We start from the raw sequence: 23,094 nt of genomic DNA, 5'->3' as shown, positions 1-23,094 counted from the left end.
GCCCCGCGGACCTGCGGCGTGTCAGACGCCGAGATCGAGCTCCGCGATGCGCACCGGCTCGCCCGTCTCGAGCGACCGGTTCCCGGCGATCCCGACCGAGACCGCGCGCACGCCGTCGGCGTAGCCGGCCACCCGGCCGAGTGGCGCGTCATCCGTCACCCGGTCGAAGAGGTGCTGCAGGAGGTAGGCGTCGCCGCCGCCGTGGCTGCCGATGCCCTCGGGGATCGGCACGACCTCGGCGCCCTCCCAGTGCCGCTGCAGCACGAGCCGTTCGGAGTCGGGGCGCACCTCGTCGACCGGCGAGTGGTCGGGGTGCATGCTCGGGTCGACGACGACCCGGCCGTCCTCCCCGATCAGCACGGCGCCGCGCTCGACGACCTCCAGCTCGGCTCGCCCCTCGGTGCCGTTCACCGTGACGCGGTAGCCCTCCCACGGCGCGTGCGCGTTCAGGGAGTAGCTGAGGGTCGCGCCGGAGTCGTAGTCGACGAGCGCCGCGAGGTTGTCCTCGATCGTGATCCCCTCGTCGAACACGTCGCGGTCGCGCAGGTAGCCGTCGTGGTGCTCCTGGTCGAGGTAGAGCTCCTTGAGGCGCGCGTCGGCGGCGAGGTCGAGCGCGAAGGGGTCGGATGCCCCGGCGCCGGTGCCGCGAGCGGGACGCTCGCCGAGGCCGCGCGCCGCGGCGTTCTCGGCGCCGTAGAAACGCAGGCCGCCGCTCGCGAACACGCGCACGGGCGCCGCGCCGATCCACCAGTTCACGAGGTCGAAGTGGTGCGACGCCTTGTGGATGAACAGGCCGCCCGAGTTCGCCTTGTCGCGGTGCCAGCGGCGGAAGTAGTCGGCGCCGTGCACCGTGTCGAGCGCCCACTCGAAGTGCACGCTGGTCACCTGCCCGATGCGTCCCTCGGCGATCACGCGGCGCAGCGTGGAGTTGCGGGGGCTGTACCGGTAGTTGAACGTCGTGATGACCTCGCGGCCCGTCTCGCGGATGGCCGCCCCGATGCGGCGCACGCTCTCGGCGTCGATCGTCAGCGGCTTCTCGACGACGACGTCGGCGCCGGCGCGCAGCGCGCGCACGATGTAGTCGGCGTGCGTGACGTCGGGCGTCGTGATGACGACGCGGTCCAGGCGCTCGTCCTCGATCATGCGCTCGATGTCGCTCACGGCGTGGCGAGCGGGCGCCGGATGCCCCGCGGCGACCACTTCGCGCTCGTGGACGTCGAGCCGGCCCGGGTTCACGTCGGACCACGCGACGAGCTCGGCGACATCCGGAACGCGCTCGGCGCCGAGCACGGTGCCGCTCATCGCGCCGATGTACATGCCCGCGCGGCTGCCCGCCCCGATGAGTCCGTACCGTTCCCGCTGCGCCATCGCCGTCTGCTCCTCGCCGTCGTGCCGCTCCCGCCCCCGTTCCGGGCGACGTCGGCTGGAAATCGATTCCTCTCGCGCTCCCATCGCGCCGTGGCATCCGCCCGAATCATCTGGGAAAGCGCTATCTCACTACGGTAGCATCGAGGGTGCGGATGACGCACGGATGCGCGGCACCGCGGCATCCGTCGCCCTCGGCGATACCATGGGGCCGCCCGCGAGAGCCGCGCCCCGAGCCTCACGACCAGGAGGACGCATGACCGACGACGCCGTCGACACCCGGCGGACCGCGCCGGCGACCTTGCACGACGTCGCCCGCGAGGCGGGCGTCTCCCTCGCCACCGCTTCGCGCTCGCTGAACGGCAGCACCCGCAAGGTCAACGAGGAGTACCGCCAGCGCGTGCTCGCGGCCGCCGCGAAGCTGGACTACTCCCCCAACCTCTCGGCGCAGGCCGTGGCGCGCGGCACGACGACGACCGTGGCGCTCCTCGTCGCCGACATCGCCGACCCCTACTTCTCGCAGATCGCCGCGGGCGTGGTCCGCGAAGCCGACCGCGAGCGGCTCATCGTCACGATGGCCGCGACCGACCGCGACACCGAGCGCGAGCTCGACCTCGTCCGCACGCTCCGCGGCCAGCGCCCGCGCGTGATGATCCTCGCCGCCTCGCGCCGCGAGGACGACCCGAACAACGAGGCACTCGAGGCCGAGCTGCGCGCGTTCGAGTCGAACGGCGGGCGCGTGGCGTTCGTCAGCAGCGCCGCCGGGCCGTTCCGCGCCGTGCAGCTCGACAACCGCGCCGGCGCCGAGGCGCTCGCGCGCGAGCTGATCGGGATCGGCTACCGCCGGTTCGCCGCCGTCACGGGCGCCGAGGGCATCCGCACCGCCGACGAACGCCTCGCGGGGTTCCGCGCCGGGCTCGAGGCCGGCGGCGGCACGCTCGATCGCGTCGTGCGCCCCGCGTTCACGCGCGACGGCGGCTACGACGGCATGACGCAGCTCCTCGAGGACGGGCTCGACGGCATCGAGCTCGTCTTCGCCGGCAACGACGTCATGGCCGTCGGCGCGATGTCCGCCATCCGCGACGCGGGGCTCACCCCCGGCGTGGATGTCGCCGTCGCGGGCTTCGACGACGTGCCCACGGTGCGCGACGTCACCCCGCCCCTCACGACCGTCCGCATCCCGCTCGAGGAGGTCGGCCGCCGGGCGCTCCGGCTCGCGCTCGACGAGGTGGGCGAGGTCGACGAGTCCCCGGTGCACACCGAGGTCGTGCTGCGCGAGTCGACGCCGCGCCGCGGCTGAGCGCGGCGCGGCTGCGCCCGGCGCGGCTGCGCCCGGCACGGCCTCGCCCGGCACGGCCTCGCCCCGCGAGCGGCTCGCGAAAGCAGGACGAGCCGCTCGATGCCGCCGCATCCGGCACCATGACCCGCCTCGTCCTGCGAACTCGACCAGCCCGAGCCGTCCGCTCCGCCCCACCGCGGCCGCCCGATCGCCGCCCGCCCGCGAGCGGCTCGCGAAAGCAGGACGAGCCGCTCGATGCCGCCGCATCCGGCACCATGACCCGCCTCATCCTGCGAACCCGCCCGCGCCATCCGCTCGCCCCCGCCAGGACGCCCCTGCTGCAGACGGCGCGCGAGCGACCCGCGCGGCTGCCCGCGTCGCGGATGTTGCGCGAACCGCACACCGTGTCCTACACTCGGGTAAACGCTTTCCCGCAGCGGCGCGGCGGCCACGCTCCACCTCGACGGCCCGTCTCCCGCTCCCGGCACCGAAGAGGAACCACCGTGGCAGACGAGACCACCCCGCAGACCATCGGCATCATCATGAACGGCGTCTCCGGCCGCATGGGGTACCGGCAGCACCTGGTGCGCTCCATCCTCGCGATCCGCGAGCAGGGCGGCGTGCTCCTCGCCGACGGCGAGACGCGCGTGCAGGTCGAGCCGATCCTCGTCGGCCGCAGCGAGAAGAAGCTCGCCGACCTCGCCGCCAAGCACGGCATCGAGCACTGGACGACGAACCTCGACGAGGCGCTCGCCGACCCGCGCTGGCAGATCTACTCCGACTTCCTCGTCACGAAGGCCCGTGCCGCGGCGATCACGAAGGCGATCGCGGCCGGCAAGGCGATCTACACCGAGAAGCCGACCGCCGAGAGCTTCGAGGAGGCGCTCGAGCTCGCCAGGCTCGCCACCGCCGCCGGCGTCAAGAACGGCGTCGTGCACGACAAGCTCTACCTGCCCGGCCTGCAGAAGCTGAAGCGCCTCATCGACTCGGGCTTCTTCGGTCGCATCCTCAGCGTCCGCGGCGAGTTCGGCTACTGGGTGTTCGAGGGCGACTGGCAGCCGGCGCAGCGCCCGAGCTGGAACTACCGCGCCGAGGACGGCGGCGGCATCATCGTCGACATGTTCCCGCATTGGAACTACGTGCTCGAGAACCTCTTCGGCCGCGTCGAGTCGGTCTACGCGAAGGCGGCCACCGAGATCCCCGAGCGCGTCGACGAGCACGGCGAGACCTACCGGGCGACGGCGGATGACGCGGCCTACGCGATCTTCGAGCTCGAGGGCGGCATCACGGCGCAGCTGAACTCCAGCTGGACCACCCGCGTGAACCGCGACGAGCTCGTCGAGTTCCAGGTCGACGGAACGCACGGCTCGGCCGTCGTGGGGCTCTTCGGCTGCAAGATCCAGCCGCGAAACGCGACCCCGAAGCCCGTGTGGAACCCCGACCTCGCCGACGAGCACGACTACGCGGGCGACTGGATCGAGAGCCCCGGCAACCGGGAGTTCCAGAACGGCTTCAAGGAGCAGTGGGAGGAGTTCATCCGCCACGTCGTCGAGGACGCCCCGAACGAGTTCGACTTCCTCGCCGGTGCCCGCGGCGTGCTCCTCGCCGAGGAGGGCCTGCGCTCGAACGCCGAAGGGCGTCGGATCGAGATCCCGCCCGTTTCGCTCGACGCTCCCGTCGAGACGGTCGACGTGCCGGGCGACGCGTCCGAGCTGACGGGGGCGCGCTGACGATGACCACGCTCACGCTGCTGGGGACGGATGGCGCGACCCGCGCCGTTGCGCTGAACCCGCCGCCCGCCTTCGCCAAGCCGCGCACGCCCCTGCAGACGCGCGTCGCCTACGCCGCCGCGCACGTCGTGCCGAAGGCCCACGCCGACAACACGCCTGGGCAGCCGGCCGAGATCGACTGGGACGCGACGCTGGCCTTCCGCCACCACGTGTGGTCGTGGGGTCTCGGCGTCGCCGACGCCATGGACACCGCGCAGCGCAACATGGGCCTCGACGCCGCCGCGACGCGCGAGCTCATCTCCCGCAGCGCCGCCGAGGCGGCGTCCGCGGGCGGACGCCTCGTGGTCGGCGTCAACACCGACCACGTCGACGACGCGGCCATCTCGCTCGAGCAGGTCGTCGACGCCTACGTCGAGCAGCTGCACCATGCGGAGGACGCCGGCGCCGGCGCCGTGCTGATGGCCAGCCGGCACCTCGCGCGCGCCGCGCAGAACGCCGACGACTACCGCCGCGTCTACCGCGAGGTGCTGTCGAAGGCGGGCGCGCCGGTCGTGCTGCACTGGCTCGGCACCGCGTTCGACCCGGCGCTCGAGGGCTACTTCGGGTCGACCGACACTGATGCGGCGTCCGCGACGCTCCTCCAGATCATCGAGGCGAATCGCGACCGGGTGCTGGGCGTCAAGATGAGCCTGCTCGACGCCGACGCCGAGATCGCCGTGCGGCGCCGACTGCCGGAATCCGCACGCATGTTCACGGGCGACGACTTCCACTACGTCGGCCTCATCGAGGGCGACGCCGAGGGGCACTCCGACGCGCTGCTCGGCGCGTTCGCGGCCCTCGCACCGAACGCGTCCGCCGCGATCCAGGCGCTCGACGCGAACGACCTCGACGCCTACCGTGCCATCCTCGGCCCGACCGAGGAGCTCTCGCGCCAGGTCTTCGCCGCGCCCACCTACTACTACAAGACGGGCGTCGCCTTCCTGTCGTGGCTGAACGGCCACCAGGCCGCGTTCCAGATGGTCGGCGGCCTGCACGCCGCGCGCAGCCTGCCGCATCTCTCGCGCATCGTCGAACTCGCGAACCGCTCGGGTGCACTCGAGCGCCCCGAGCTCGCGGCGGCCCGCTGGCACGAGCTGCTCACGATCAACGGCGTCGACGTCTCGGCGAAGACGGATGGCGCGGCCGCCCGCTCCGCGCACGCGGACGCCGGCGAGGCGCGAACGGCCGACGCGACGCCCTCCGAGGCGGTCCCCGCATGAACGCCCACCCTCGGCTCTCGCTGAACCAGGCGACCATCAAGCACGCGTCGCTGCAGGAGGCGCTCGACGTGACCGCCGCGGGCGGGTACCGGGCCATCGGGCTGTGGCGCGAGCCCGTCCACGAGGTCGGCCTCTCCGAGGCATCCGCTCGCCTCGCCGACTCGGGGCTGCGCTTCACGAGCCTCTGCCGCGGCGGCTTCTTCACGATGCCCGAAGGCCCCGAGCGGCGCGCGTCGATCGACGACAACCGGCGTGCGATCGAGGAGACCGCGACACTCGCCGCCGCCGGCGCACCCGGGTCGATGGCCGTGCTGGTGCTCGTCGCCGGCGGCATCCCGCACGGCTCGAACGACCTCGCCGGTGCGCGCGCCCGGGTCGCCGACGCGCTCGCCGAGCTGGTTCCGGATGCCGCCGCCGCCGGCGTGCAGCTCTCGATCGAGCCCTTGCACCCGATGTACGTCTCCGACCGTGCGGTGGTGTCGACCCTGAAGCAGGCGCTCGACCTCGCCGCGCCGTTCGCGCCCGAGGTCGTCGGCGTCGAGGTCGACACGTTCCACGTCTGGTGGGATCCGGAGGTCCTCCTGCAGGTCGCGCGCGCCGGCCGCGAGGGCCGCATCGCGAGCTACCAGGTCTGCGACTGGGCCGCGCCGCTCCCCGCCGACGTGCTGCTCGGCCGGCACTACCCGGGCGACGGCGTGATCGACTTCGCGGCGTTCACGCGCGCGGTCGAGGCGACGGGCTACGACCGCGACATCGAGGTCGAGCTCTTCAACGCCGACATCTGGGCGACGCCGTACGCCGACGTGGTCGCCCGCACCGCGGCATCCTTCGACGCCGTCGTCGCGCCCCATCTCACGGCCGCGCCCGCCGAGATCCCCTCGCGCTGACCCGGCTCGGCCCGCGCCTCCGCCGAGTGTCCACGCGAACGGTCCGCCTCCACTTGACGGGCGACCGTTCGTGGGCACTCGCGTTTCCGACCGCAGTGAGAGAGCCATGACGCAGACCGCCCGCATCACCGTCCACCCCTCGTTCGTCGTCGGCGAGATCGACCGCCGCATCTTCGGTTCGTTCGTCGAGCACCTCGGCCGCGCCGTCTACACCGGCGTCTTCGAGCCGGGCCATCCGACGGCCGATGCCGACGGGTTCCGCGAGGACGTCATCGCCCTCACCCGCGGGCTCGGCACGACCCTCGTGCGCTACCCCGGCGGCAACTTCGTCTCGAACCACGTCTGGGAGGACGGCGTCGGCCCGGTCGACGAGCGACCCAGGCGCATCGACCTCGCGTGGCGCACGATCGAGCCGAACACGTTCGGCACCGACGAGTTCGTGCGCTTCACCGCCCGCGTCGCGTAGCCCGCCGCGCGACGTCATCGGGCCCGCCGCCGAACCTCGAGCCGCGCCGAATCGCCACCTGCGGTCGTGTCGCCCCGTGCCACGCGATCGAATCGCCACCTGCGGTCGGGTCGCCCGCGCGGATGCGACCGCAGGTGGCATTTCGCGCGTCGTCCGGGCGGTGCGCTACGCCGACTGCACCCGGTGCAGCTCCGCGTACCGCCCGCCGCGCACGACGAGCTCGTCGTGCGACCCGACCTCGACGACGCGCCCGCGTTCGAGCACGACGATCCGGTCGGCCGAACGGATCGTCGAGAGCCGGTGCGCGACGACGAGCGTCGTGCGGCCGCGCATCAGCCGGCCGAGCGCATCGCGCACCTTCGCCTCCGAGGCGGGGTCGAGCGCGCTCGTCGCCTCGTCGAGCAGCAGTACGCGCGGGTCGCGCACGAGCGCCCGCGCGATCGAGAGCCGCTGGCGCTGGCCGCCCGACAGACGTGCGCCGCGTTCGCCGACGACGGTGTCCCAGCCGTCGGGTTGCGCCTCGACGATCTCGAGCGCGTTCGCGTCGCGCAGGGCGGCGAGCACGCGGTCGTCGGGAACCTCGCCGAGCCCGTAGACGATGTTGTCGCGGATCGTGCCCTCGAAGAGCACGGACTCCTGCGGCACGACCGACACGAAGCGGCGGAACGTGCGGAGGTCGAGCTCCTCCATGTCGACCCCGTCGAGCAGGACGCGGCCGCGGGTCGGCCGCAGGAACCCGAGCACGAGGTTCAGGAGCGTCGACTTGCCCGATCCCGACGAGCCGACGAACGCGACGGTCTCCCCCGGCCGGATGTCGAGGTCGACCCCGTCGAGCGCGGGCGGCTCGCCGAACTCGTACCGCACCTCGGCCTCCTCGAGGCGGATGCCGCCGACCACCCGCTCGACGGCGCGCTTGCCCTCGTTGAACTCGAGGTCGGGTTCCTGCAGCACCTCGGCGATCGAGCGGATCGACTCGGTCCCGCGCGCGATGATCGGCAGCAGCATCAGCAGCCCGGTCGCGGCCGACGTGAGCAGCGCGAAGTAGGAGCTCAGCAGCACCACCTGCCCGGCCGTGATGGGCAGCCATCCGGCGATGGAGATCCAGGCTGCGAGCACGAGGCATCCGACGCCCAGGAGCTGCAGCGTGACCCACGACAGCGACGCGAAGCGGCCGTTGAGCAGGTCGAGGCGGAGCCCCGCCGAACGAACGCCCTCGGCACCGGTCGCGACACGATCGACCGCGACGCGCTCGAGTCCGTGCGCCCTCGTGATCGGCAGCAGTGTCGCCATCTCGCCGACCCGCGCCGAGAACTGCTCGACCTCGAGCCGGAAGCGCTCGTTCCGCACGCGGCTGCGCCGGTTCAGGATGGCGCGGAGCAGCACCGCGAGCGGGATGGCGAGCGCGTACACGGGCAGGAACTGCGGGACGTTGATCGCCGTCATGACGATCGCGCCGGTGAGCACCATGGTCGCCGAGAGGAGCGGATGCGCCGTCTGCTGGAGCATGACCTCGATGTTCTCGACGTCGCGCACGACCTTGGTCTGCACGATCGCGGAGTTCGACCGGGTGTGGAAGCCGATCGAGAGCGACTGCAGCCGCGCGGCGAGCGCGTTGCGCAGGTCGCGTCCGATGTCGCGCACGGCGCCCATGAAGAGCTTCGTGTACATCACGTGGTTGGGGTAGTTCTGCAGGAGCGCGACGATCGCCACGCCCGCCCAGAGCGCGAGCTCCCGGAGCGGCCCGCCGGCGACGACCACGTCGATGATCTCGGCGGTGACGGCGGGCATGAGCCAGAGCGGCGTGTCCTTCAGTGCGAAGAAGACGACGGATGCCGCCACCCGCCGCCGGTGCATGCCGAGCAGTCGCAGTACCGAGCGGGCCGGCCGTCGACCGTCGATCGCGTGGTCGATCTGGGAAAGCGCTTGCCCATGCATGGGTCCATTCTGCCCCCGATGGGCGGCCGGCGCCATCGCGCAGTCGTTCGCCGACTCTGCGCATGGGAGCGCTCTCTCCCGTTACGGAAGCGTTATGCGGGTTTGTTGGCGAGTCCGCCAAACAGGAGGAATATGACGGATGCCTCCGCCGACGATGACGGGGGAACCCGGAGGGGTCGACCTCACCTGCAAGGGGGAGAGACATGAGAACCAGATCCATGGTCTCCGTCGCCGCAGTCGCCGGGGTCTCGGCGCTGCTGCTGGCGGGCTGCGCGAGCGGCGACTCGGGCGGCGACGAGGGCGGCGAGGCCGCGGCCCGCGCCTGCGTCATCCTGCCCGACGCGGCGTCATCGCCGCGCTGGGAGAACTTCGACCGGAAGTACCTCGAGGAGGGCCTGTCGGAGGCCGGCTTCGAGACCGACATCCAGAACGCCCAGGGCGACACCAACAAGTACGCGACGATCGCCGACCAGCAGCTCAGCAAGGGCTGCGGCGTGATGCTGCTCGTCGACTACAACGGTGCCGGCGCCGCCGTCGCCGAGAAGGCGTCGGCCGAGGGCATCCCGGTCATCGCGTACGACCGGTCCATCGAGGGCGCCGACTACTACGTGTCGTTCGACAACGTCGAGGTCGGGCGGCTCGAGGGCCAGTCGATCCTCGACGGGCTCGAGGCCGCGGGCAAGGACCCGGCCGAGGCCGTCGTCGTGTACATGGGCGGCGACCCGTCCGACAACAACGCCGCGATGTTCAAGGAGGGCGCGGTCGAGGTGATGGAGGCCGCCGGGATCACGCCGGCCGCCGAACCGCCCGGCGTGTGGGACGGCGACAAGTCGGCGACGAACTTCGAGCAGGCGCTGACCTCGCTCGACGGCAAGGTCGACGCGGTGTGGGTCGCCAACGACACCAACGCCGCGGGCGTGATCACGGTGCTCGACAAGAACAACCTCGTCGTGCCGGTGTCCGGTCAGGACGCGTCGATCGCGGGCCTGCAGAACGTGCTGCTCGGCAAGCAGACCGCGACGGTGTACAAGCCGGTCGCGCTCGAGGCCGAGGCCGCGGTCGAGCTCGCGGTGCAGCTGCTGAACGGCGAGACCCCGGAGGATCCCGGCCTGGAGGACCCGTACGGCACGCCGTACTTCGCGGTCACCCCGCAGCTGGTCGGACCGGAAGAGGTCATCACGGTCGTCGAGGCCGGCGACGCCGACCCGGCCGAGCTCTGCCAGGGCGAGGTCGAGGCCAAGTGCGCCGAGTACGGCATCGAGTGACGATGCCTCACGGCCGGCGATAGCCGGCGCCCACCCATCCGTCCCGGGTCGCGGCATCCCGCCGCGACCCGGGACCGATTCCCTCTCCCGTCCGCGCGCGGCACGTGCCACGCTGGGGGCGACGACGACGTCGGAAGGAACGAGCATGGACGTGCCACTGATCGAACTGAACGGGGTGGTGAAGAGCTTCGGCCCGGTGAGCGTGCTCAAGGGCGTCGCACTGAAGGCCTATCCGGGCAAGGTGACCGCGCTGGTCGGCGACAACGGCGCCGGCAAGTCGACGCTCATCAAGGGTCTCGCCGGCGTGCAGCCCTACGACGGCGGCGAGGTGCGGTTCGACGGCGCGCCGGTCTCGCTGCATCACCCGCGCGACGCGTCCCGGCTCGGCATCGAGGTCGTGTACCAGGACCTCGCCCTGTGCGACAACCTCGACATCGTGCAGAACATGTTCCTCGGCCGCGAGGAGACCGAGTTCGGCACGTTCGACGAGGGCCGCATGGAGAAGGAGGCCTCCGACACGCTCCGCTCGCTCTCGGTGCGGACGGTCAAGTCGGTGCGGCAGAAGGTCTCGAGCCTGTCCGGCGGGCAGCGGCAGACGGTCGCGATCGCCCGCGCGGTGCTGAAGAAGGCGCGCCTGGTGATCCTCGACGAGCCGACCGCGGCGCTCGGCGTCGCCCAGACCGAGCAGGTCCTGCACCTGGTCCGCCGCTTGGCCGACCAGGGCGTCGCGGTGATCCTGATCAGCCACAACCTCGCCGACGTGTTCGAGGTGGCCGACCACATCGACGTCCTCTACCTGGGCCAGATGGTCGCCCATCTCGACGCCGCCCAGACCTCCCGCGACGACGTCGTCGGGTACATCACCGGCACGAAGGTCCAGCAGGGAGCGATCTCATGAGCACGCCGCGGGCACCGCAGACCACCGGCCCGGCACCGGACACGAGCGTGAACGACGTCAACGACCTGATCGGCTCCGGCCAGGAGGGCACGATCGGCGACCAGGTCCGCGGCTACCTCCAGCGGATCCAGCACGGCGACATGGGCGCCCTGCCGGCCGTCGCGGGCCTCGTCGTCCTCACCATCCTGTTCAGCTTCCTCAGCCCCTTCTTCCTCACCGAACGCAACTTCGCCAACCTCCTCACCCAGGCCGCGACGCTCGTGATGCTCGGCATGGCGCTCGTGTTCGTGCTCCTCCTCGGCGAGATCGACCTGTCCGCCGGCGTCACGAGCGGCATGACGATGGCGCTGTTCATCGTGCTCGTGAACGTGCACGCCGTCGCGTGGCCGCTGGCGCTCGCGATCGCGTTCGCCGCCGGCATCTTCACCGGCGTCCTCATCGGGTTCTTCGTCGCCAGGGTCGGCATCCCATCGTTCGTGGTCACCCTGGGCCTGTTCCTCGGGTACCAGGGCCTGACCCTCATGATCATCGGCTCCGGCGGCCTCTATCGCGTCCAGATCCCCGAGATCCGCGACATCCAGAACTCGAACATGCCCGTCTGGGCCGGGTGGGTCATGCTCGCCGTGATCCTCGTCGTGTCCGCCGCGATGTCGTTCTGGGACCGCGCCCGGCGCACCCGCGCCGGCGTTCCGAACCGCACCATCTCGCTCGTGTGGATCAAGCTCGGCGTGATCGCCGTCATCGGCGGCGCCGCGATCGCCGTCCTCAGCCGCAACCGCGGGCAGTCGGTCGGCGTCGTCGAGGGCGTCCCGATCGTCGTGCCGATCGTGCTGGTCATCCTCTGGATCGGCACCTTCGTGCTGGACCGCACCCGGTTCGGCCGGTACCTCTACGCCATCGGCGGCAACGCCGAAGCGGCCAGGCGCTCGGGCGTCAAGGTGATGCTGATCCGCTGGTCGGCGTTCATCGTCTGCTCGACCCTCGCCGTCGTCTCCGGGCTGTTCTCGATCAGCAAGGTCGGATCGATCGATGCCGCCGCGGGACGTGAGATCGTGCTCTCCGGCGTCGCCGCGGCCGTCGTCGGCGGCGTGAGCCTCTTCGGCGGACGAGGCCGACTGCTGCACGCGGCGATCGGCGCACTCGTCATCGCCGTGATCACCAACGGGCTCGGCCTGCTCAACCTGCCGGCCGGCGTCAACCTCATGGTCACCGGCGGCGTCCTCATCCTCGCCGCGACCGTCGACGCCGTCTCCCGGGTCCGCGCCGGGGGATCCCTCATGCGCACCTGACGACCCGCCGATGCGAGCCCGATCGCCGGGGCGACTCCGAGCAGACCCTCGGAGGAGCCTCGGTAGGCTGGATCGGTGTCGTTCGAACCGCGCTCCATCCCCGTCGATCCCGAGGCCCAGTCCGCGCTCACTGCGAAGGGGCTCGAGTACCGCCTGATCGATGCGGGCGACCTCGCGGCGCTCGACGGCTGGATCGACGCCGACCACCGCGGATTCCACCACGCCCGACCGCGCGAGGTCACGCGCGAGTACGAGCGGCGGGTGATGGGCGAGCGCCGGCTGCACGGCGTGTTCGACGCCGCCGTGCCCGACCCGCTCGTCCCGGTCGCGACGGTCTCGAGCTGGCCCACGGGGCTCAGCGTGCCCGGGGGCCGGAGCGTGGACGGCTGGGCCGTGAGCTCGGTCACCGTCTCCCCCACGCACCGCCGCCGCGGGATCGCCCGGGCGATGATGGAGGCCGAGCTCCGCTCGGCGAAGCATGCGGGCGCCGCGGTGGCGATGCTCACCGTCACCGAAGCGACGATCTACGGCCGCTACGGGTACGCGCCCGCGGCGCGGGCGACGACGCTCGAGATCGACCGCCGCCGTGCGCGGTGGATCGGACCGACCGCGCCCGGTCGCGTCCACTTCGTCGAACCGGCCTCGCTCCGTGACGCGGCCGCAGCGATCTCACGCCGCGCGGTGTCGCGCACGCCCGGCGAGATCGACCGGTGGGCGGGCCTGCTCGACAGGATGCTCGGCCTCGTCGACCCGGAGTCCGACGCCTCGCGTGCACTCCGCGCCATCCGCTACGACGACGAGCACGGCCAGCCCCAGGGCTTCGCGACCTTCCGCGTCACGCGCGAGCCGAACGAGCCGGGCTGGGCCGAGTTCGACGTGCTCGCCGCCGCCACCGACGACGCCGAGCGCTCGCTGTGGCGCGTGCTCGTCGAGCAGGACTTCGTCTCCGGCGTCCGCGGCCGGCTGCGCTCGGCCGACGAGCCGATCGAGTGGCTGCTCGAGGACCCGCGCGCCGTCTCGGTGCGCGAGACCAGCGACCACCTGTGGGTGCGCATCGTCGACGCGGCCGCCGCGCTGGGCGCTCGCCGCTACGGCGCCGCCGGCGAGCTCGTGCTCGACATCGACGACCCGCTCGGCTACGCCTCCGGGAGGTACACGCTGCTCGCGTCGGCCGACGGGCGTGCGGTCGTGCACGTGCCGCGCGGTGACGGCCAGCCGGATGCCGCGGGCGCGAACTCGACGACCGCGAGCGCCGCACCGAAGCGCGAGCGTTCCCGAGCCCGTGCCGCCGCCGGCGCCGAGGCGTCCGGGTCGCGCCCGGCCGCTCGCGCGGCCGAGCCGCGGTCGCTGCAGCTCGACGTGCGGGATCTCGCGTCCATCTACCTCGGCGGGGTACGGCCGTCGGTGCTGGCGCGTGCAGGGCGCATCACCGCATCCTCGAACGGCGCGCTCGAACTCGCGGACCGCATGTTCGCCTCGACGCGCGCGCCGCACCTCAGCATCTGGTTCTGACGGACCGGATCGCGACCGTCAGGCGGCGTCCTGCCGCGGGAAGATGACCTTCTCGACGATGATGATGAGCGACGCCGCCACCGGAATGGCGACGAGCGCTCCGAGCACACCGCCGAGCGTTCCGCCAGCCACCGCGGCGATGACGACGAGCGCTCCCGGCACCGCCACGGCGCGGCTCATGATCCGCGGGCTCAGCACGTACGCCTCGAGCTGCATGTAGACCAGGTAGTAGATGGCGGCCGCGAGGCCCGTCGCGGGCGACGCGGTGAGGCTCACGAGCGTGACGATCACCGCGCCCGTGAGCGTGCCGACGAGGGGCACGAGCGAGCACAGGAACGCGATGAAGGCCAGGAAGATCGGTGCCGGGGCCCCGATGATCGTCAGGAAGACCAGGCTCAGCACGCCGTTGATCGACGCGAGGCCCACCTGCCCGATCACGTATCGTCCGACCGAACCGGTGACCTCCTGCGAGACGTCCACGAATCCGTTGCGCGAGGAGGCCGGCACGAAGCGCGCCGCGTAGCGCTTCATCGAGTCGAGCGAGGCGAGGAAGTAGAGCGTGAGGATGAGGACGATCGTCGCCCCGGTGAACCCGCCGGCGATGCCGGCGCCGACGGCGAGGAGGCCGCCGGTGAGCGCGCCGATGTTGTCCGGGTTCCCGAACCAGTCGCCGATCGAGGCGATGCCGTCCTCGATCCAGGTGCTGCTGCCCGTGATCGACCCGATCCAGGCGACGAGGTCGCTCTGCTTCACGTCGTCGACGATCTGGTCCCAGTTGGTGACCAACTCGGTGATCTGCGTGACGACGAGCGGCACGATGGTCGCGACCAGTCCGACGAAGAGCCCGATGACGACGGCGAACACGATGAGGATCGCGACCCACCGCGGCATCCCCCGACGTTGCAGCCAGCTGACGATCGGATCCAGGCCGAGCGAGAGGAACAGCGCGAGGGCGATGTAGAGGATGACGGTGCTGAGCTGCCCGACGATCCCTCCGACGAAGAGCGCGACGAGCACGCCGAGCGCGCCGACGAAGCCGATCCGGAATGCGCGCACGCGCACCTCCGGTGCGCTCGGGTCCTGGTCGGCGGTCACCTCGGCCTGAACGGCCGGCTCGGGCTTGTCGATGGCCCCCGCCACACGTCTCCACATGGCTGCGACGCTAGCCCCGCCGGCCGTGCGCACGACGTCGGCGCGCCGCGCCGATCGTGCGCACGATGATGCGCACTAGCCGATGAGCCCGGTGCTCGCCGCGATCCCGACGGCGATCGCGATGCCGATGCCGACCACGCCGAGCACGATGCCGGCGAGGCCCGCCACCCGTCGACGGCGGTCGGTTGCGGCGGCGGCCTCGCTGTTCGCCCGCGCCCAGATCGGGAGGCGGCCCTTCCGCTCCTGGGCCTGCAGCAGCATGAGGCGGATGAGATCGCGCATCGTGCTCGCCACGTCGTGCGCGTTGGGGCGCACGGCGGGGTCGTCGGCCGTCATCGCGCCGAGGATCGAGCGCCATTCGGCGCTGAGGTCGTCCGGGATCTCGGGCGGTCGGTGCAGGCGCGCGAGCGCGGCCTCGATCGGCGTGCCCGTGTACTCGCGCTCGCCCTTCAGCGCCTCGAGCAGCACCAGCCCGAGCGAGTAGATGTCGGTGGCCGCCGTGACCTCTTCGCCGCGAGCCTGCTCGGGCGAGATGTAGGCGGCGGTGCCCATGATCGTGCCGTGGCCCGTGAGCCTCGTCCCGTCGACGAACTGCGCGACGCCGAAGTCGGCGAGGCGCGTCATGAGCGTATATCCGAAGGTGGGCACGTCGCTGACGAGGATGTTCTCGGGCTTGATGTCGCGGTGGATGACCCCGCGACCGTGCACGTAGCTCAGCACGTCGGCGACCTGCGCGCCGACGTCGGCGACCTGTCGCGGCTTCATCGGACCCTCCGCGACGCGGTGGGCGAGCGAGAGCCCGTCGACGAGTTCCATGACGAGGTATCGTCGCTCGATGCCGGCGTGCATGAGCCGGCCCGCGTCGTGCACGGGGACGAGGCCGACGTGGGTCAGCCCGCTGAGGAGGTTGATCTCCCGCTCGCGACGCTGCTGGTCGGCGACCGTCTCCTCGCCCTCGCGGAACAGCTTGACTGCGACGTGGCGGCCGAGCTCGTTGTCCCGCGCGCGGTACACGTCGGCCATGCCGCCCGAGCCGATGTGCTCCAGGAACTCGTATCTCGGACCGGGGTCGACGAACTCGTCGCCATCGCCCGTCATCGGCGCCGCGGCAGTGGGGCCGGTTCGCTCAGGTGCTCCCGCGCCGGGGACGACGGGCATGGCGGACGGGTCGGTTCGCACGCTCGGATCGGCGTAGCGCGCCCGACCGGGGTCGGTGCGGGTGGTCGGATCGGTCCATCGCGTCGGGTCGGTGCGGACACCGACTCCCGGCATCCCGGCCGGTCCGGGGCCTGCGCCCGAGGGCGGACCATCCATGTGGTTCGACCCGTGCATCGCGGCCTCTTCTCCTCGGCGACGTGCCGAATCATCTGCTGTGTGGGAGTTTCGCTAGTTTATCTAACTAGCATCTTGCCAGACAACTCCTCTCGAGAAGTATCAGCCGCCGCACCGGGCGCAACAACTCCGGCGCGTGGGGTTGACAGAACGGTCCGCGCGGCGCACAGCGCCGGGATCAGGCGCCCGAGGCGGAGCGCGCGGACTCGATCGTCGTGACCGGCGCGGCCGGCGCCTCATGGCCCTCCGCGTCCCGGACGCTGTCGACCGCATCGCGCATCGAGCCCAGGAAGTCGAGCACCACCACCGCCTCATCCGGCCCGAGGCCCTCGGCGACCTCGATCATCCTGCGGTGCATGTCGCCGAGCGTCGCGCGCACCTCGTCGTCGCTCGCGATCGTCGGGGCGATGACGAGCGCACGGCGATCCGTCGGATGCGGGCGCCGCTCGACGTGCCCGCTGCGCACCAGGCGATCGATCAGCACGGTCGTCGACGCCGACGAGATGCCGAGATGCGCGGCGAGATCCTTCGGGCTCACCGAACGCCCCTCCCCCTCGCGCTTCAGCAGGTAGCGGATGGCGAGGAGGTCGGTCTCCCCCATGCGCATCGCGGATCGCGTGCGCCGTCGCATCGCCGCCTCGGCTGCGCGATAATCGCGCAGCGCGTTCAGGACCGCAACCCCCCTGCGGGTGCGATCGGCGGAATACCAGTACCCCGAAGATCGCTCGTCAGACATCCAACCGATACTACACGAACTCGTTACTAGATCATCTAGCGATCGGTCTCGCCCGACCTCACCGGTCGGGGCCGGGCACCGATCAGAACGAGTGCAGGTACACCCAGGGCAGCCGGTCCATCATCAGGCGGTGTCGAGGGCCGTCGGCGTCGGGCCCCTCATCGGGCACCGCCCGGTGATCGCGGTCGTCGGTGTGGAAGTGCTCGTCCTCCTGCCAGTACAACGTCGTCCGGTCGGAGTCGAACCGCCCGACGAAGGCGCGCAGCTCGTGCGCGTCGAGCGCGCCGAGCGCCGCCTCGACCGTACTCGCCTGCCGGAGTCCGTGCAGCGTCACCCACGTCGGCGGGAAGAGCGTCATCGCCCCGTCGGCATGATGCTCGAGCGCCTCGGTCGGCGTCAGCCACTCCGCCTGCACGAACTCGGCGGTGGCGAGCCGGAGCTCGCCCTCCGGGGCGCGCGCCGCGAAGAAGCGCGTCCGCATGCGCTTGGGCACGCCCTTCGGCGGATGCCACAGGGCGAACTCCACGAGGTCGTCGACCGCGAGCTCGAGCCCGACCTCCTCGAACGTCTCCCGCACGGCGGCGCGTCGTGCCGCCGCGTCCGAGTCGACGGGATCGCCCGCGGCGTCCGCCTCGTCGACCGCACCGCCCGGGAAGACCCACGCACCGGCGAACGATCCGCGGTCGTGCGGCCGCTCGCCGAGGAGCACCTCGACGCCGCGCGGGCCCTGCCGCAGCAGCACCACGGTGGCCGCCGACCCGTCGGTCGGGTCGCCGTCGGCGTCGACGTCGGAATGCATGCGGAACAGGATACGCCGGTGGCTACACTTCGGAGCATGGCCGAGACCGCCGACGCTCCCCTCCTCCCCGACGGCGTGACCCTCGTGCGCGCGCCGAATCCGGGCCCGATGACCCTGGACGGCACCAACTCGTGGATCCTCCGCGCCGGGGGCGCGGAGGCATCGGTCGTCGTCGACCCGGGGCCGACGGATGCCGCGCACCTCGAGCGCCTCGCCGAGGGCCGCGTCGGACTGGTCCTCATCACGCACCGCCATCCGGACCACACCGACGCGGTCGACGCGTTCGCCGAGCTCACCGCCGCACCCGTTCGCGCGATCTCCCCGGAATGGTGCCGAGGCACGGAGCCGCTCGGCGACGGGGAGGTCATCGAGGCGGGTGGCTTCCGCCTGGAGATCCTCGCGACCCCCGGCCACACGGCGGACTCGATGTGCGTCGCCCTCCGCCGTGGCGACGCCCCCGACGACGCGGCGCCCCTCGCCGTCCTGACCGGCGACTCGGTGCTCGGCCGGGGCACGTCGATCATCGCCCACCCCGACGGCGCGCTCGGCCCCTACCTCGCCTCGCTCGACCGGCTGCTCACGATCGGGATCGCCGCCGCGGAGCGATCGGGGCCGGTCGTGGTGCTCCCCGGCCACGGCCCGGTGCTGCCCGACCTCGCCGCCATCTGCGACGCCTACCTCGCGCACCGCGCCGACCGGCTCGACCAGGTCCGCGCCGCCCTCGCGCGCCTCGGCGCCGACGCGACCGCCGAGGCCGTCACCGACGCCGTCTACGCCGACGTCGACCCCGCCGTGCGGGGCGCGGCCGAGGCGTCCGTGCGGGCGCAGCTCGAGTTCCTGCGCGCCCCTCGCGCCTGACCGCGCCCGCGCTCAGCGCCCCGCGGGTTCGTGGTCGAGCGCCGTGCCGGTGTCGTCGACGTACTGCTGGTGCAGGTGCACCGGCTCCGCCGGCTTCTCGCCCGCGCGCTTGCGCTTGCGCGCCGCAGCCGCGAGGTTCAGCGCCTCGACGAAGATCGCGAAGGCCATCGGCACGTAGATGAGCGCCTTGTCGATCTTGACCCCGAACCCGTCGGCCACGAGGAAGACGCCGATGAGCAGCAGGAACGACAGCGCGAGCATCTTCACCGTGGGGTGGCGGTTCACGAACGCGAAGATGTAGCGCGCGGCGAACAGCATGATGCCGAACGAGAGCACGACGACCGTGATGATCACGATCATGTTCTCGGTCATGCCGACCGCGGTGATGACGGAGTCGAGCGAGAACACGATGTCGAGCGCGAGGATCTGCGCGATCACGGCACCGAACGTCGCCGTCCCCGCGCCCGTCGTGTGCTCCTCGTCGCCCTCCAGCTTGTGGTGGATCTCGCTGACGGCCTTGTAGACGAGGAAGATGCCGCCCGCGATGAGGATCAGGTCGCGGCCCGAGAAGCCCATCCCCCAGATGGTGAACAGCTCCTCCTTCAGCGTGATGATCCAGCCGGCCGCGAACACGAGGCCGATGCGCATGAGCATCGCCAGCGTCAGGCCGAGGTTGCGCGCCCGCGCCTGCTGCTCGACCGGCAGCTTCGCGGCGAGGATGGAGATGAAGATGACGTTGTCGACGCCGAGCACGACTTCGAGCACGAACAGGGTCAGGAACACGGCCAGCAGGTCGGGCGTGAACTCGAGGGAGAAGTCCATTCGGCCATTCTCCCCGACTCGGGGCCGAATTCATGCCGTGCGACGCATGGGGATCAGTCGAGGTCGGCGCGATCGGCGTCCGGAGCGAGCGAGATCGGCGGGATCGCCGTGCCGAGCGGGTGCCGCACCCACACCCGTCCGGACCGCCGGTGCTCGTCGCGGGTGCTGAACCGGTAGAGCTCGGTGCGGGCGCGCACCGCCCGCGGCCGCCGACCGTCGAAGGGGTCCCGTGCGAGCAGCTCGAGGGTCGCGGCATCCGCCTCGAGGAGGCGCTCGAGGAAGCGGAGGAACCAGGGCTCCTCGATGCGCCCGAGCGGCAGGAACCACATGAGCCAGTCGAGCCGCAGGTGGTAGGGCGCGAACTGCCTCGGGATGCGGCGGGGGTCGCCCGGCTTGCCCTTGAACGCGTACTCGATCCACTCGGCGGCCGGGTCGAGCGGGTCGCCTGCGGTCCCCTCGACGACGACCTCGACACGCTGCCGGGTGACCGAGCCGAACGCGCCGTAGGCGTTGACGAGCATGTACCGGTCGAAGCTCGCGTTCATCAGCTGGCGCTTCGAGAAGAGGTTCATCAGCGGATGCCGGCTGAGCCAGAGGATGAGCGCGGTGACGAGGAGCACGATCGCGATCCACCACGGCGGGCTCGCGGCATCCGTCGGCGCCTCGATCGCCTCGATGGGCAGCCACGGGATGAGCCACTGCACCGCGTCGTCCCCCACCGCGCCGAAGGCGAGCACGATGGTGATCCAGTTGAGCCACGCGAAGTTGCCCGTGACGACGAGCCAGAGCTGGGTGGCGATGATCACGACGGCGGCGATCGTGCGCACGGGCTGCGGCGCGAACAGCAGGAACGGCACGACCAGCTGCGCGAAGTGATTGCCGACCACCTCGACCCGGTGGAACCACTTCGGCAGGAGGTGGGCCTGTCGACTGAGCGGCCCGGGCATGGGCTGCGTCTCGTGGTGGTAGTACAGCGCGGTGAGGTCGCGCCAGGCGCGGTCGCCGCGGATCTTGATCATGCCCGCCCCGAACTCCAGCCGGAAGACGAGCCACCAGACGAGCACGACGGTCGGCAGCGGCGGCGGCACCTCGCGAGACCCGAGGAAGGCGACGAGGAACCCGGCCTCGCAGAGCAGCATCTCCCAGCCGAACCCGTAGAACGTCTGGCCGACGCTCACGATCGAGAGGTACAGCGCCCACATCGCCAGGAACGCGAGCATGGGCAGCCAGGGCGGCCCCAGCTGCGGCAGGCCCACGACGACGGATGCCGCGAGCAGCATGCCGACCGCGCAGACCGCGACGAGCCGGGCGTCGGTGTACCCCCAGCGGCGGAAGAGCGTCGGACCGAGGTAGCCGCGTCGACGGGTGCGGGCGAGTCGGCCGACCCGCTCGCCGGCCCGTTCCGCGCGCTCGCGCGCGCGCCGCTCGGCGTCGCCGACCGCGCGCAGCAGTGCGGGAACGGGGAGGAGTCCGTGCTCGCCGAGCAGCGGGCGGAACTGGTTCAGCGTCGAGAGGAAGGCGACGAGGAAGAGCGCCGCGATGCCGCGCTGGAGCACGTCCCGCGCGAGGTCGGCATCGCGAGCGTCGAACCAGGCGAACCAGGCGGTCCAGTCCACGCCCACACGCTATCCGCGGACCCGTCACCGACCCGGGCCGAACGGCCCTCACGCGGGCGGATTCGCGGGGTCGACCGTCTCCACGGTCTCCTCTTCGACCTCGTTGTCGGCCTCGAGGTCGTTCGCATCCGGTGCGGGCTCGGCCCCGGTGTCGCCCACCCCGCCTGCGGCGGTCCGCTCGGCATCGCGCGCCTCTCGCTCGGCGGTCTCCTCGCTCGGGAACGCGTCCCCGTGGCCGCCCGTCGCATCGGTCGCGAGACCGACGGTGTTGATCATCCCGGTGAGATTCGGCGTCTCGGCGTTCAGGTCGCCGGCAGGACCGAGCCGGTCCTGTTCCTCCCATGGGTTCAGCGGGTCGCTGCTCATGTCATCACTCCTCCGGGTTCGGTGCTCGGGCACGCGTGGGGAATCCGCGGTCCGTCCTCATCCACGTTCCTCCGGGACACGACGCGAGTCAACGGGTTGCACCGGCGCGTTCGGGAGCGCATGCGACGGCGCCCCGGACCGAGGATCCGGGGCGCCGATCGATCGCTCCTCAGGTCACGCCACGAGCGCGACGCCGGCGTTCCAGCCGACCTTCTCCTGGACGGCGAGCGTGAGCTGCAGGAAGCCGACCGACTCCAGCTCGCGGGCACGCGACAGGGCGCCGGCGTCGACGGCGTTCACACCGCCGGCGCGGACGATGTCGATGAGCGCCTGCTTGGCGAGCTCGTCGTCGCCGGCGACGAGGACGGTGGTGGGCTGCGCACCGCCGACGGTCCTTGCGGCGAGCGTTGCGGCGAAGTTGGTGTTGAACGCCTTCAGCACGCGCGACTCCGGCAGCGCCGCGGCGATCACGCCGGCCGCGGAACCGTCGGCCGGGACGACCAGCGAGTCGAAGGTCTCGAAGTCCAGCGGGTTGGTGATGTCGACGACGACCTTGCCCGCGAGCTGCTCGCGGTGGGCCTCGATGATGCCGCCGACCGCGGGGTACGGAACCGCGAGGACGACGATGTCGCCCGTGATCGGCTCGGCCGTGTCACGGCCCACGTACTCGACGGTGTGACCTCCGGCCGCCACGATGCCGCCGATGGCGGTGCCCATGTTGCCGTTCCCGATGATGCTGACGGTCGTCATGATGTCCTTCCCGCGTCTTCCGCGTATTGGTTGTCGGAACAACTTGTTGCGACAACCAACACCGTAGGCGAATTCAGTTGTCGTGTCAACCAAGTGTGCGAGAATGGCGGCATGACGGATGGCACGCGCTGGCTCGACACCGAGGAATCGGCCGCCTGGGTGCGGTTGGTCGCACTCACCGAGCTGCTCCCGGGCGTGCTCGACCAGCAGCTCCTGCACGATGTGCAGCTCACCCACTTCGAGTACGCCGCACTCATGGCGCTGGCGGGCGCGCCCGACCGGACGATGCGGATGACCGCGCTCGCCTCACGGACGAACGCGACCCTGCCCCGGCTCTCCCACGTCGCGCGCCGGCTCGAGGAGCGCGGGCTCATCCGGCGCTTCCCCTGCCCGACCGATCGCCGCGCCACGAACGCGACGATCACCGACGCGGGGGTCGAGCTCATCGACGAGGCCGCCCCGGGCCACGTCGAGACCGTCCGCCAGTACGTGCTCGACGCGCTGTCGCCCGACCAGCTCCGCCAGCTCTACGAGATCGCCGGGGCCGTGCTCGGCCGGCTCGACCCCGACGAGCGCCTGACCGCGACGGCCTGCCAGTTCAGTGAGGGGCCGGCGATCGCCCGCGCGGGCTGACGCGCGGCGACCCGGCGTGCCGACTCCTCCGAAGGTCACGATCGGCGCCGCACCCCCTATACGCGGGTCGTGGCGGAATCGACGCGTCGATACCATGAGCCAACTCGTGACCTGAGGGAGGCATCCGCCCGCCCAGATCACCTGC

20 protein-coding genes and 1 pseudogene are annotated in these 23,094 nt (G+C 71.8%); 11 read left to right on the top strand and 10 right to left on the bottom strand.

Annotation, left to right across the window (positions count from 1 at the left end):
* Positions 1 to 21: 21 nt before the first annotated feature.
* Positions 22 to 1,368: a Gfo/Idh/MocA family protein gene (locus tag ACULK2_RS05035; protein ID WP_445968660.1), complete on the bottom strand. Its 1,347-nt coding sequence runs from the start codon at positions 1,366 to 1,368 to the stop codon at positions 22 to 24.
* A gap of 253 nt (positions 1,369 to 1,621) precedes the next feature.
* Here ACULK2_RS05035 and ACULK2_RS05030 point away from each other — a divergent pair, with 253 nt between their 5' ends.
* The 5 genes and pseudogenes from ACULK2_RS05030 to ACULK2_RS05010 form a co-directional block, all read left to right on the top strand.
* Positions 1,622 to 2,665, top strand: coding sequence for a LacI family DNA-binding transcriptional regulator (locus ACULK2_RS05030; RefSeq protein ID WP_445968661.1), 1,044 nt, complete (start codon positions 1,622 to 1,624; stop codon positions 2,663 to 2,665).
* A 521-nt stretch (positions 2,666 to 3,186) separates the two neighbouring features.
* The gene (locus tag ACULK2_RS05025; RefSeq protein WP_445969067.1) at positions 3,187 to 4,374 is read left to right on the top strand and encodes a Gfo/Idh/MocA family protein; all 1,188 of its coding nucleotides are present in this window, start codon (positions 3,187 to 3,189) and stop codon (positions 4,372 to 4,374) included.
* A gap of 2 nt (positions 4,375 to 4,376) precedes the next feature.
* The gene (locus ACULK2_RS05020; RefSeq protein ID WP_445968662.1) at positions 4,377 to 5,633 is read left to right on the top strand and encodes a DUF993 family protein; all 1,257 of its coding nucleotides are present in this window, start codon (positions 4,377 to 4,379) and stop codon (positions 5,631 to 5,633) included.
* On the top strand, positions 5,630 to 6,520 hold the full coding sequence (locus ACULK2_RS05015; protein WP_445968663.1) for a sugar phosphate isomerase/epimerase family protein: 891 nt from the start codon (positions 5,630 to 5,632) through the stop codon (positions 6,518 to 6,520). The genes ACULK2_RS05020 and ACULK2_RS05015 overlap by 4 nt, the downstream gene beginning before the upstream one ends.
* Positions 6,521 to 6,626: 106 nt before the next feature.
* Positions 6,627 to 6,977 (top strand): annotated as a pseudogene (locus ACULK2_RS05010) (alpha-L-arabinofuranosidase family protein); the annotation flags it as partial.
* Positions 6,978 to 7,151: 174 nt separating this feature from the next.
* Here the strand turns inward: ACULK2_RS05010 and ACULK2_RS05005 are convergent.
* Positions 7,152 to 8,921, bottom strand: coding sequence for an ABC transporter ATP-binding protein (locus tag ACULK2_RS05005; RefSeq protein ID WP_445968664.1), 1,770 nt, complete (start codon positions 8,919 to 8,921; stop codon positions 7,152 to 7,154).
* Between the two features lie 203 nt (positions 8,922 to 9,124).
* Between ACULK2_RS05005 and ACULK2_RS05000 the strand changes: the two genes are divergently transcribed.
* From ACULK2_RS05000 to ACULK2_RS04985, 4 genes are all read left to right on the top strand, one after another.
* Positions 9,125 to 10,186, top strand: coding sequence for a sugar ABC transporter substrate-binding protein (locus ACULK2_RS05000; protein ID WP_445968665.1), 1,062 nt, complete (start codon positions 9,125 to 9,127; stop codon positions 10,184 to 10,186).
* 145 nt (positions 10,187 to 10,331) lie between these two features.
* Positions 10,332 to 11,084: an ATP-binding cassette domain-containing protein gene (locus ACULK2_RS04995; RefSeq protein ID WP_445968666.1), complete on the top strand. Its 753-nt coding sequence runs from the start codon at positions 10,332 to 10,334 to the stop codon at positions 11,082 to 11,084.
* Entirely contained in the window at positions 11,081 to 12,373 is a 1,293-nt protein-coding gene (locus tag ACULK2_RS04990) for a sugar ABC transporter permease (protein WP_445968667.1), read from the top strand. Before ACULK2_RS04995 ends, ACULK2_RS04990 begins: the two co-directional genes overlap by 4 nt.
* Before the next feature lie 75 nt (positions 12,374 to 12,448).
* The gene (locus ACULK2_RS04985) at positions 12,449 to 13,885 is read left to right on the top strand and encodes a GNAT family N-acetyltransferase (protein WP_445968668.1); all 1,437 of its coding nucleotides are present in this window, start codon (positions 12,449 to 12,451) and stop codon (positions 13,883 to 13,885) included.
* Positions 13,886 to 13,903: 18 nt separating this feature from the next.
* Here ACULK2_RS04985 and ACULK2_RS04980 read toward each other — a convergent pair whose 3' ends face one another.
* The 4 genes from ACULK2_RS04980 to ACULK2_RS04965 all read right to left on the bottom strand — a co-directional run bounded on the left by ACULK2_RS04980 (position 13,904) and on the right by ACULK2_RS04965 (position 17,904).
* A complete protein-coding gene (locus ACULK2_RS04980; protein ID WP_445968669.1) occupies positions 13,904 to 15,037 on the bottom strand; it encodes an AI-2E family transporter in 1,134 nt (377 codons plus the stop codon).
* A gap of 75 nt (positions 15,038 to 15,112) precedes the next feature.
* The gene (locus ACULK2_RS04975; protein WP_445968670.1) at positions 15,113 to 16,216 is read right to left on the bottom strand and encodes a serine/threonine-protein kinase; all 1,104 of its coding nucleotides are present in this window, start codon (positions 16,214 to 16,216) and stop codon (positions 15,113 to 15,115) included.
* 331 nt (positions 16,217 to 16,547) lie between these two features.
* The gene (locus tag ACULK2_RS04970) at positions 16,548 to 17,105 is read right to left on the bottom strand and encodes a MarR family transcriptional regulator (protein ID WP_501044965.1); all 558 of its coding nucleotides are present in this window, start codon (positions 17,103 to 17,105) and stop codon (positions 16,548 to 16,550) included.
* Between the two features lie 82 nt (positions 17,106 to 17,187).
* A complete protein-coding gene (locus tag ACULK2_RS04965; protein WP_445968672.1) occupies positions 17,188 to 17,904 on the bottom strand; it encodes an NUDIX hydrolase in 717 nt (238 codons plus the stop codon).
* A 36-nt stretch (positions 17,905 to 17,940) separates the two neighbouring features.
* Here ACULK2_RS04965 and ACULK2_RS04960 point away from each other — a divergent pair, with 36 nt between their 5' ends.
* Entirely contained in the window at positions 17,941 to 18,762 is an 822-nt protein-coding gene (locus tag ACULK2_RS04960; protein WP_445968673.1) for an MBL fold metallo-hydrolase, read from the top strand.
* Between the two features lie 12 nt (positions 18,763 to 18,774).
* Here the strand turns inward: ACULK2_RS04960 and ACULK2_RS04955 are convergent, their stop codons facing one another.
* The 4 genes from ACULK2_RS04955 to ACULK2_RS04940 all read right to left on the bottom strand — a co-directional run bounded on the left by ACULK2_RS04955 (position 18,775) and on the right by ACULK2_RS04940 (position 22,316).
* Entirely contained in the window at positions 18,775 to 19,584 is an 810-nt protein-coding gene (locus tag ACULK2_RS04955) for a TerC family protein (RefSeq protein WP_445968674.1), read from the bottom strand.
* Positions 19,585 to 19,637: 53 nt separating this feature from the next.
* Positions 19,638 to 21,200, bottom strand: a complete 1,563-nt coding sequence (locus tag ACULK2_RS04950; protein WP_445968675.1) for a lipase maturation factor family protein — start codon at positions 21,198 to 21,200, stop codon at positions 19,638 to 19,640.
* A 48-nt stretch (positions 21,201 to 21,248) separates the two neighbouring features.
* A complete protein-coding gene (locus ACULK2_RS04945; RefSeq protein ID WP_445968676.1) occupies positions 21,249 to 21,566 on the bottom strand; it encodes a hypothetical protein in 318 nt (105 codons plus the stop codon).
* A gap of 174 nt (positions 21,567 to 21,740) precedes the next feature.
* A complete protein-coding gene (locus ACULK2_RS04940; protein ID WP_445968677.1) occupies positions 21,741 to 22,316 on the bottom strand; it encodes an NADPH-dependent F420 reductase in 576 nt (191 codons plus the stop codon).
* Between the two features lie 111 nt (positions 22,317 to 22,427).
* Here ACULK2_RS04940 and ACULK2_RS04935 point away from each other — a divergent pair, with 111 nt between their 5' ends.
* A complete protein-coding gene (locus tag ACULK2_RS04935; protein WP_445968678.1) occupies positions 22,428 to 22,949 on the top strand; it encodes a MarR family winged helix-turn-helix transcriptional regulator in 522 nt (173 codons plus the stop codon).
* Positions 22,950 to 23,094: the final 145 nt, after the last annotated feature.

The organism is Agromyces molybdatiresistens, from assembly GCF_052748445.2.
Note: the sequence above shows the minus strand (reverse complement) of the source record. Positions and strands in the feature narration are given on the sequence as shown.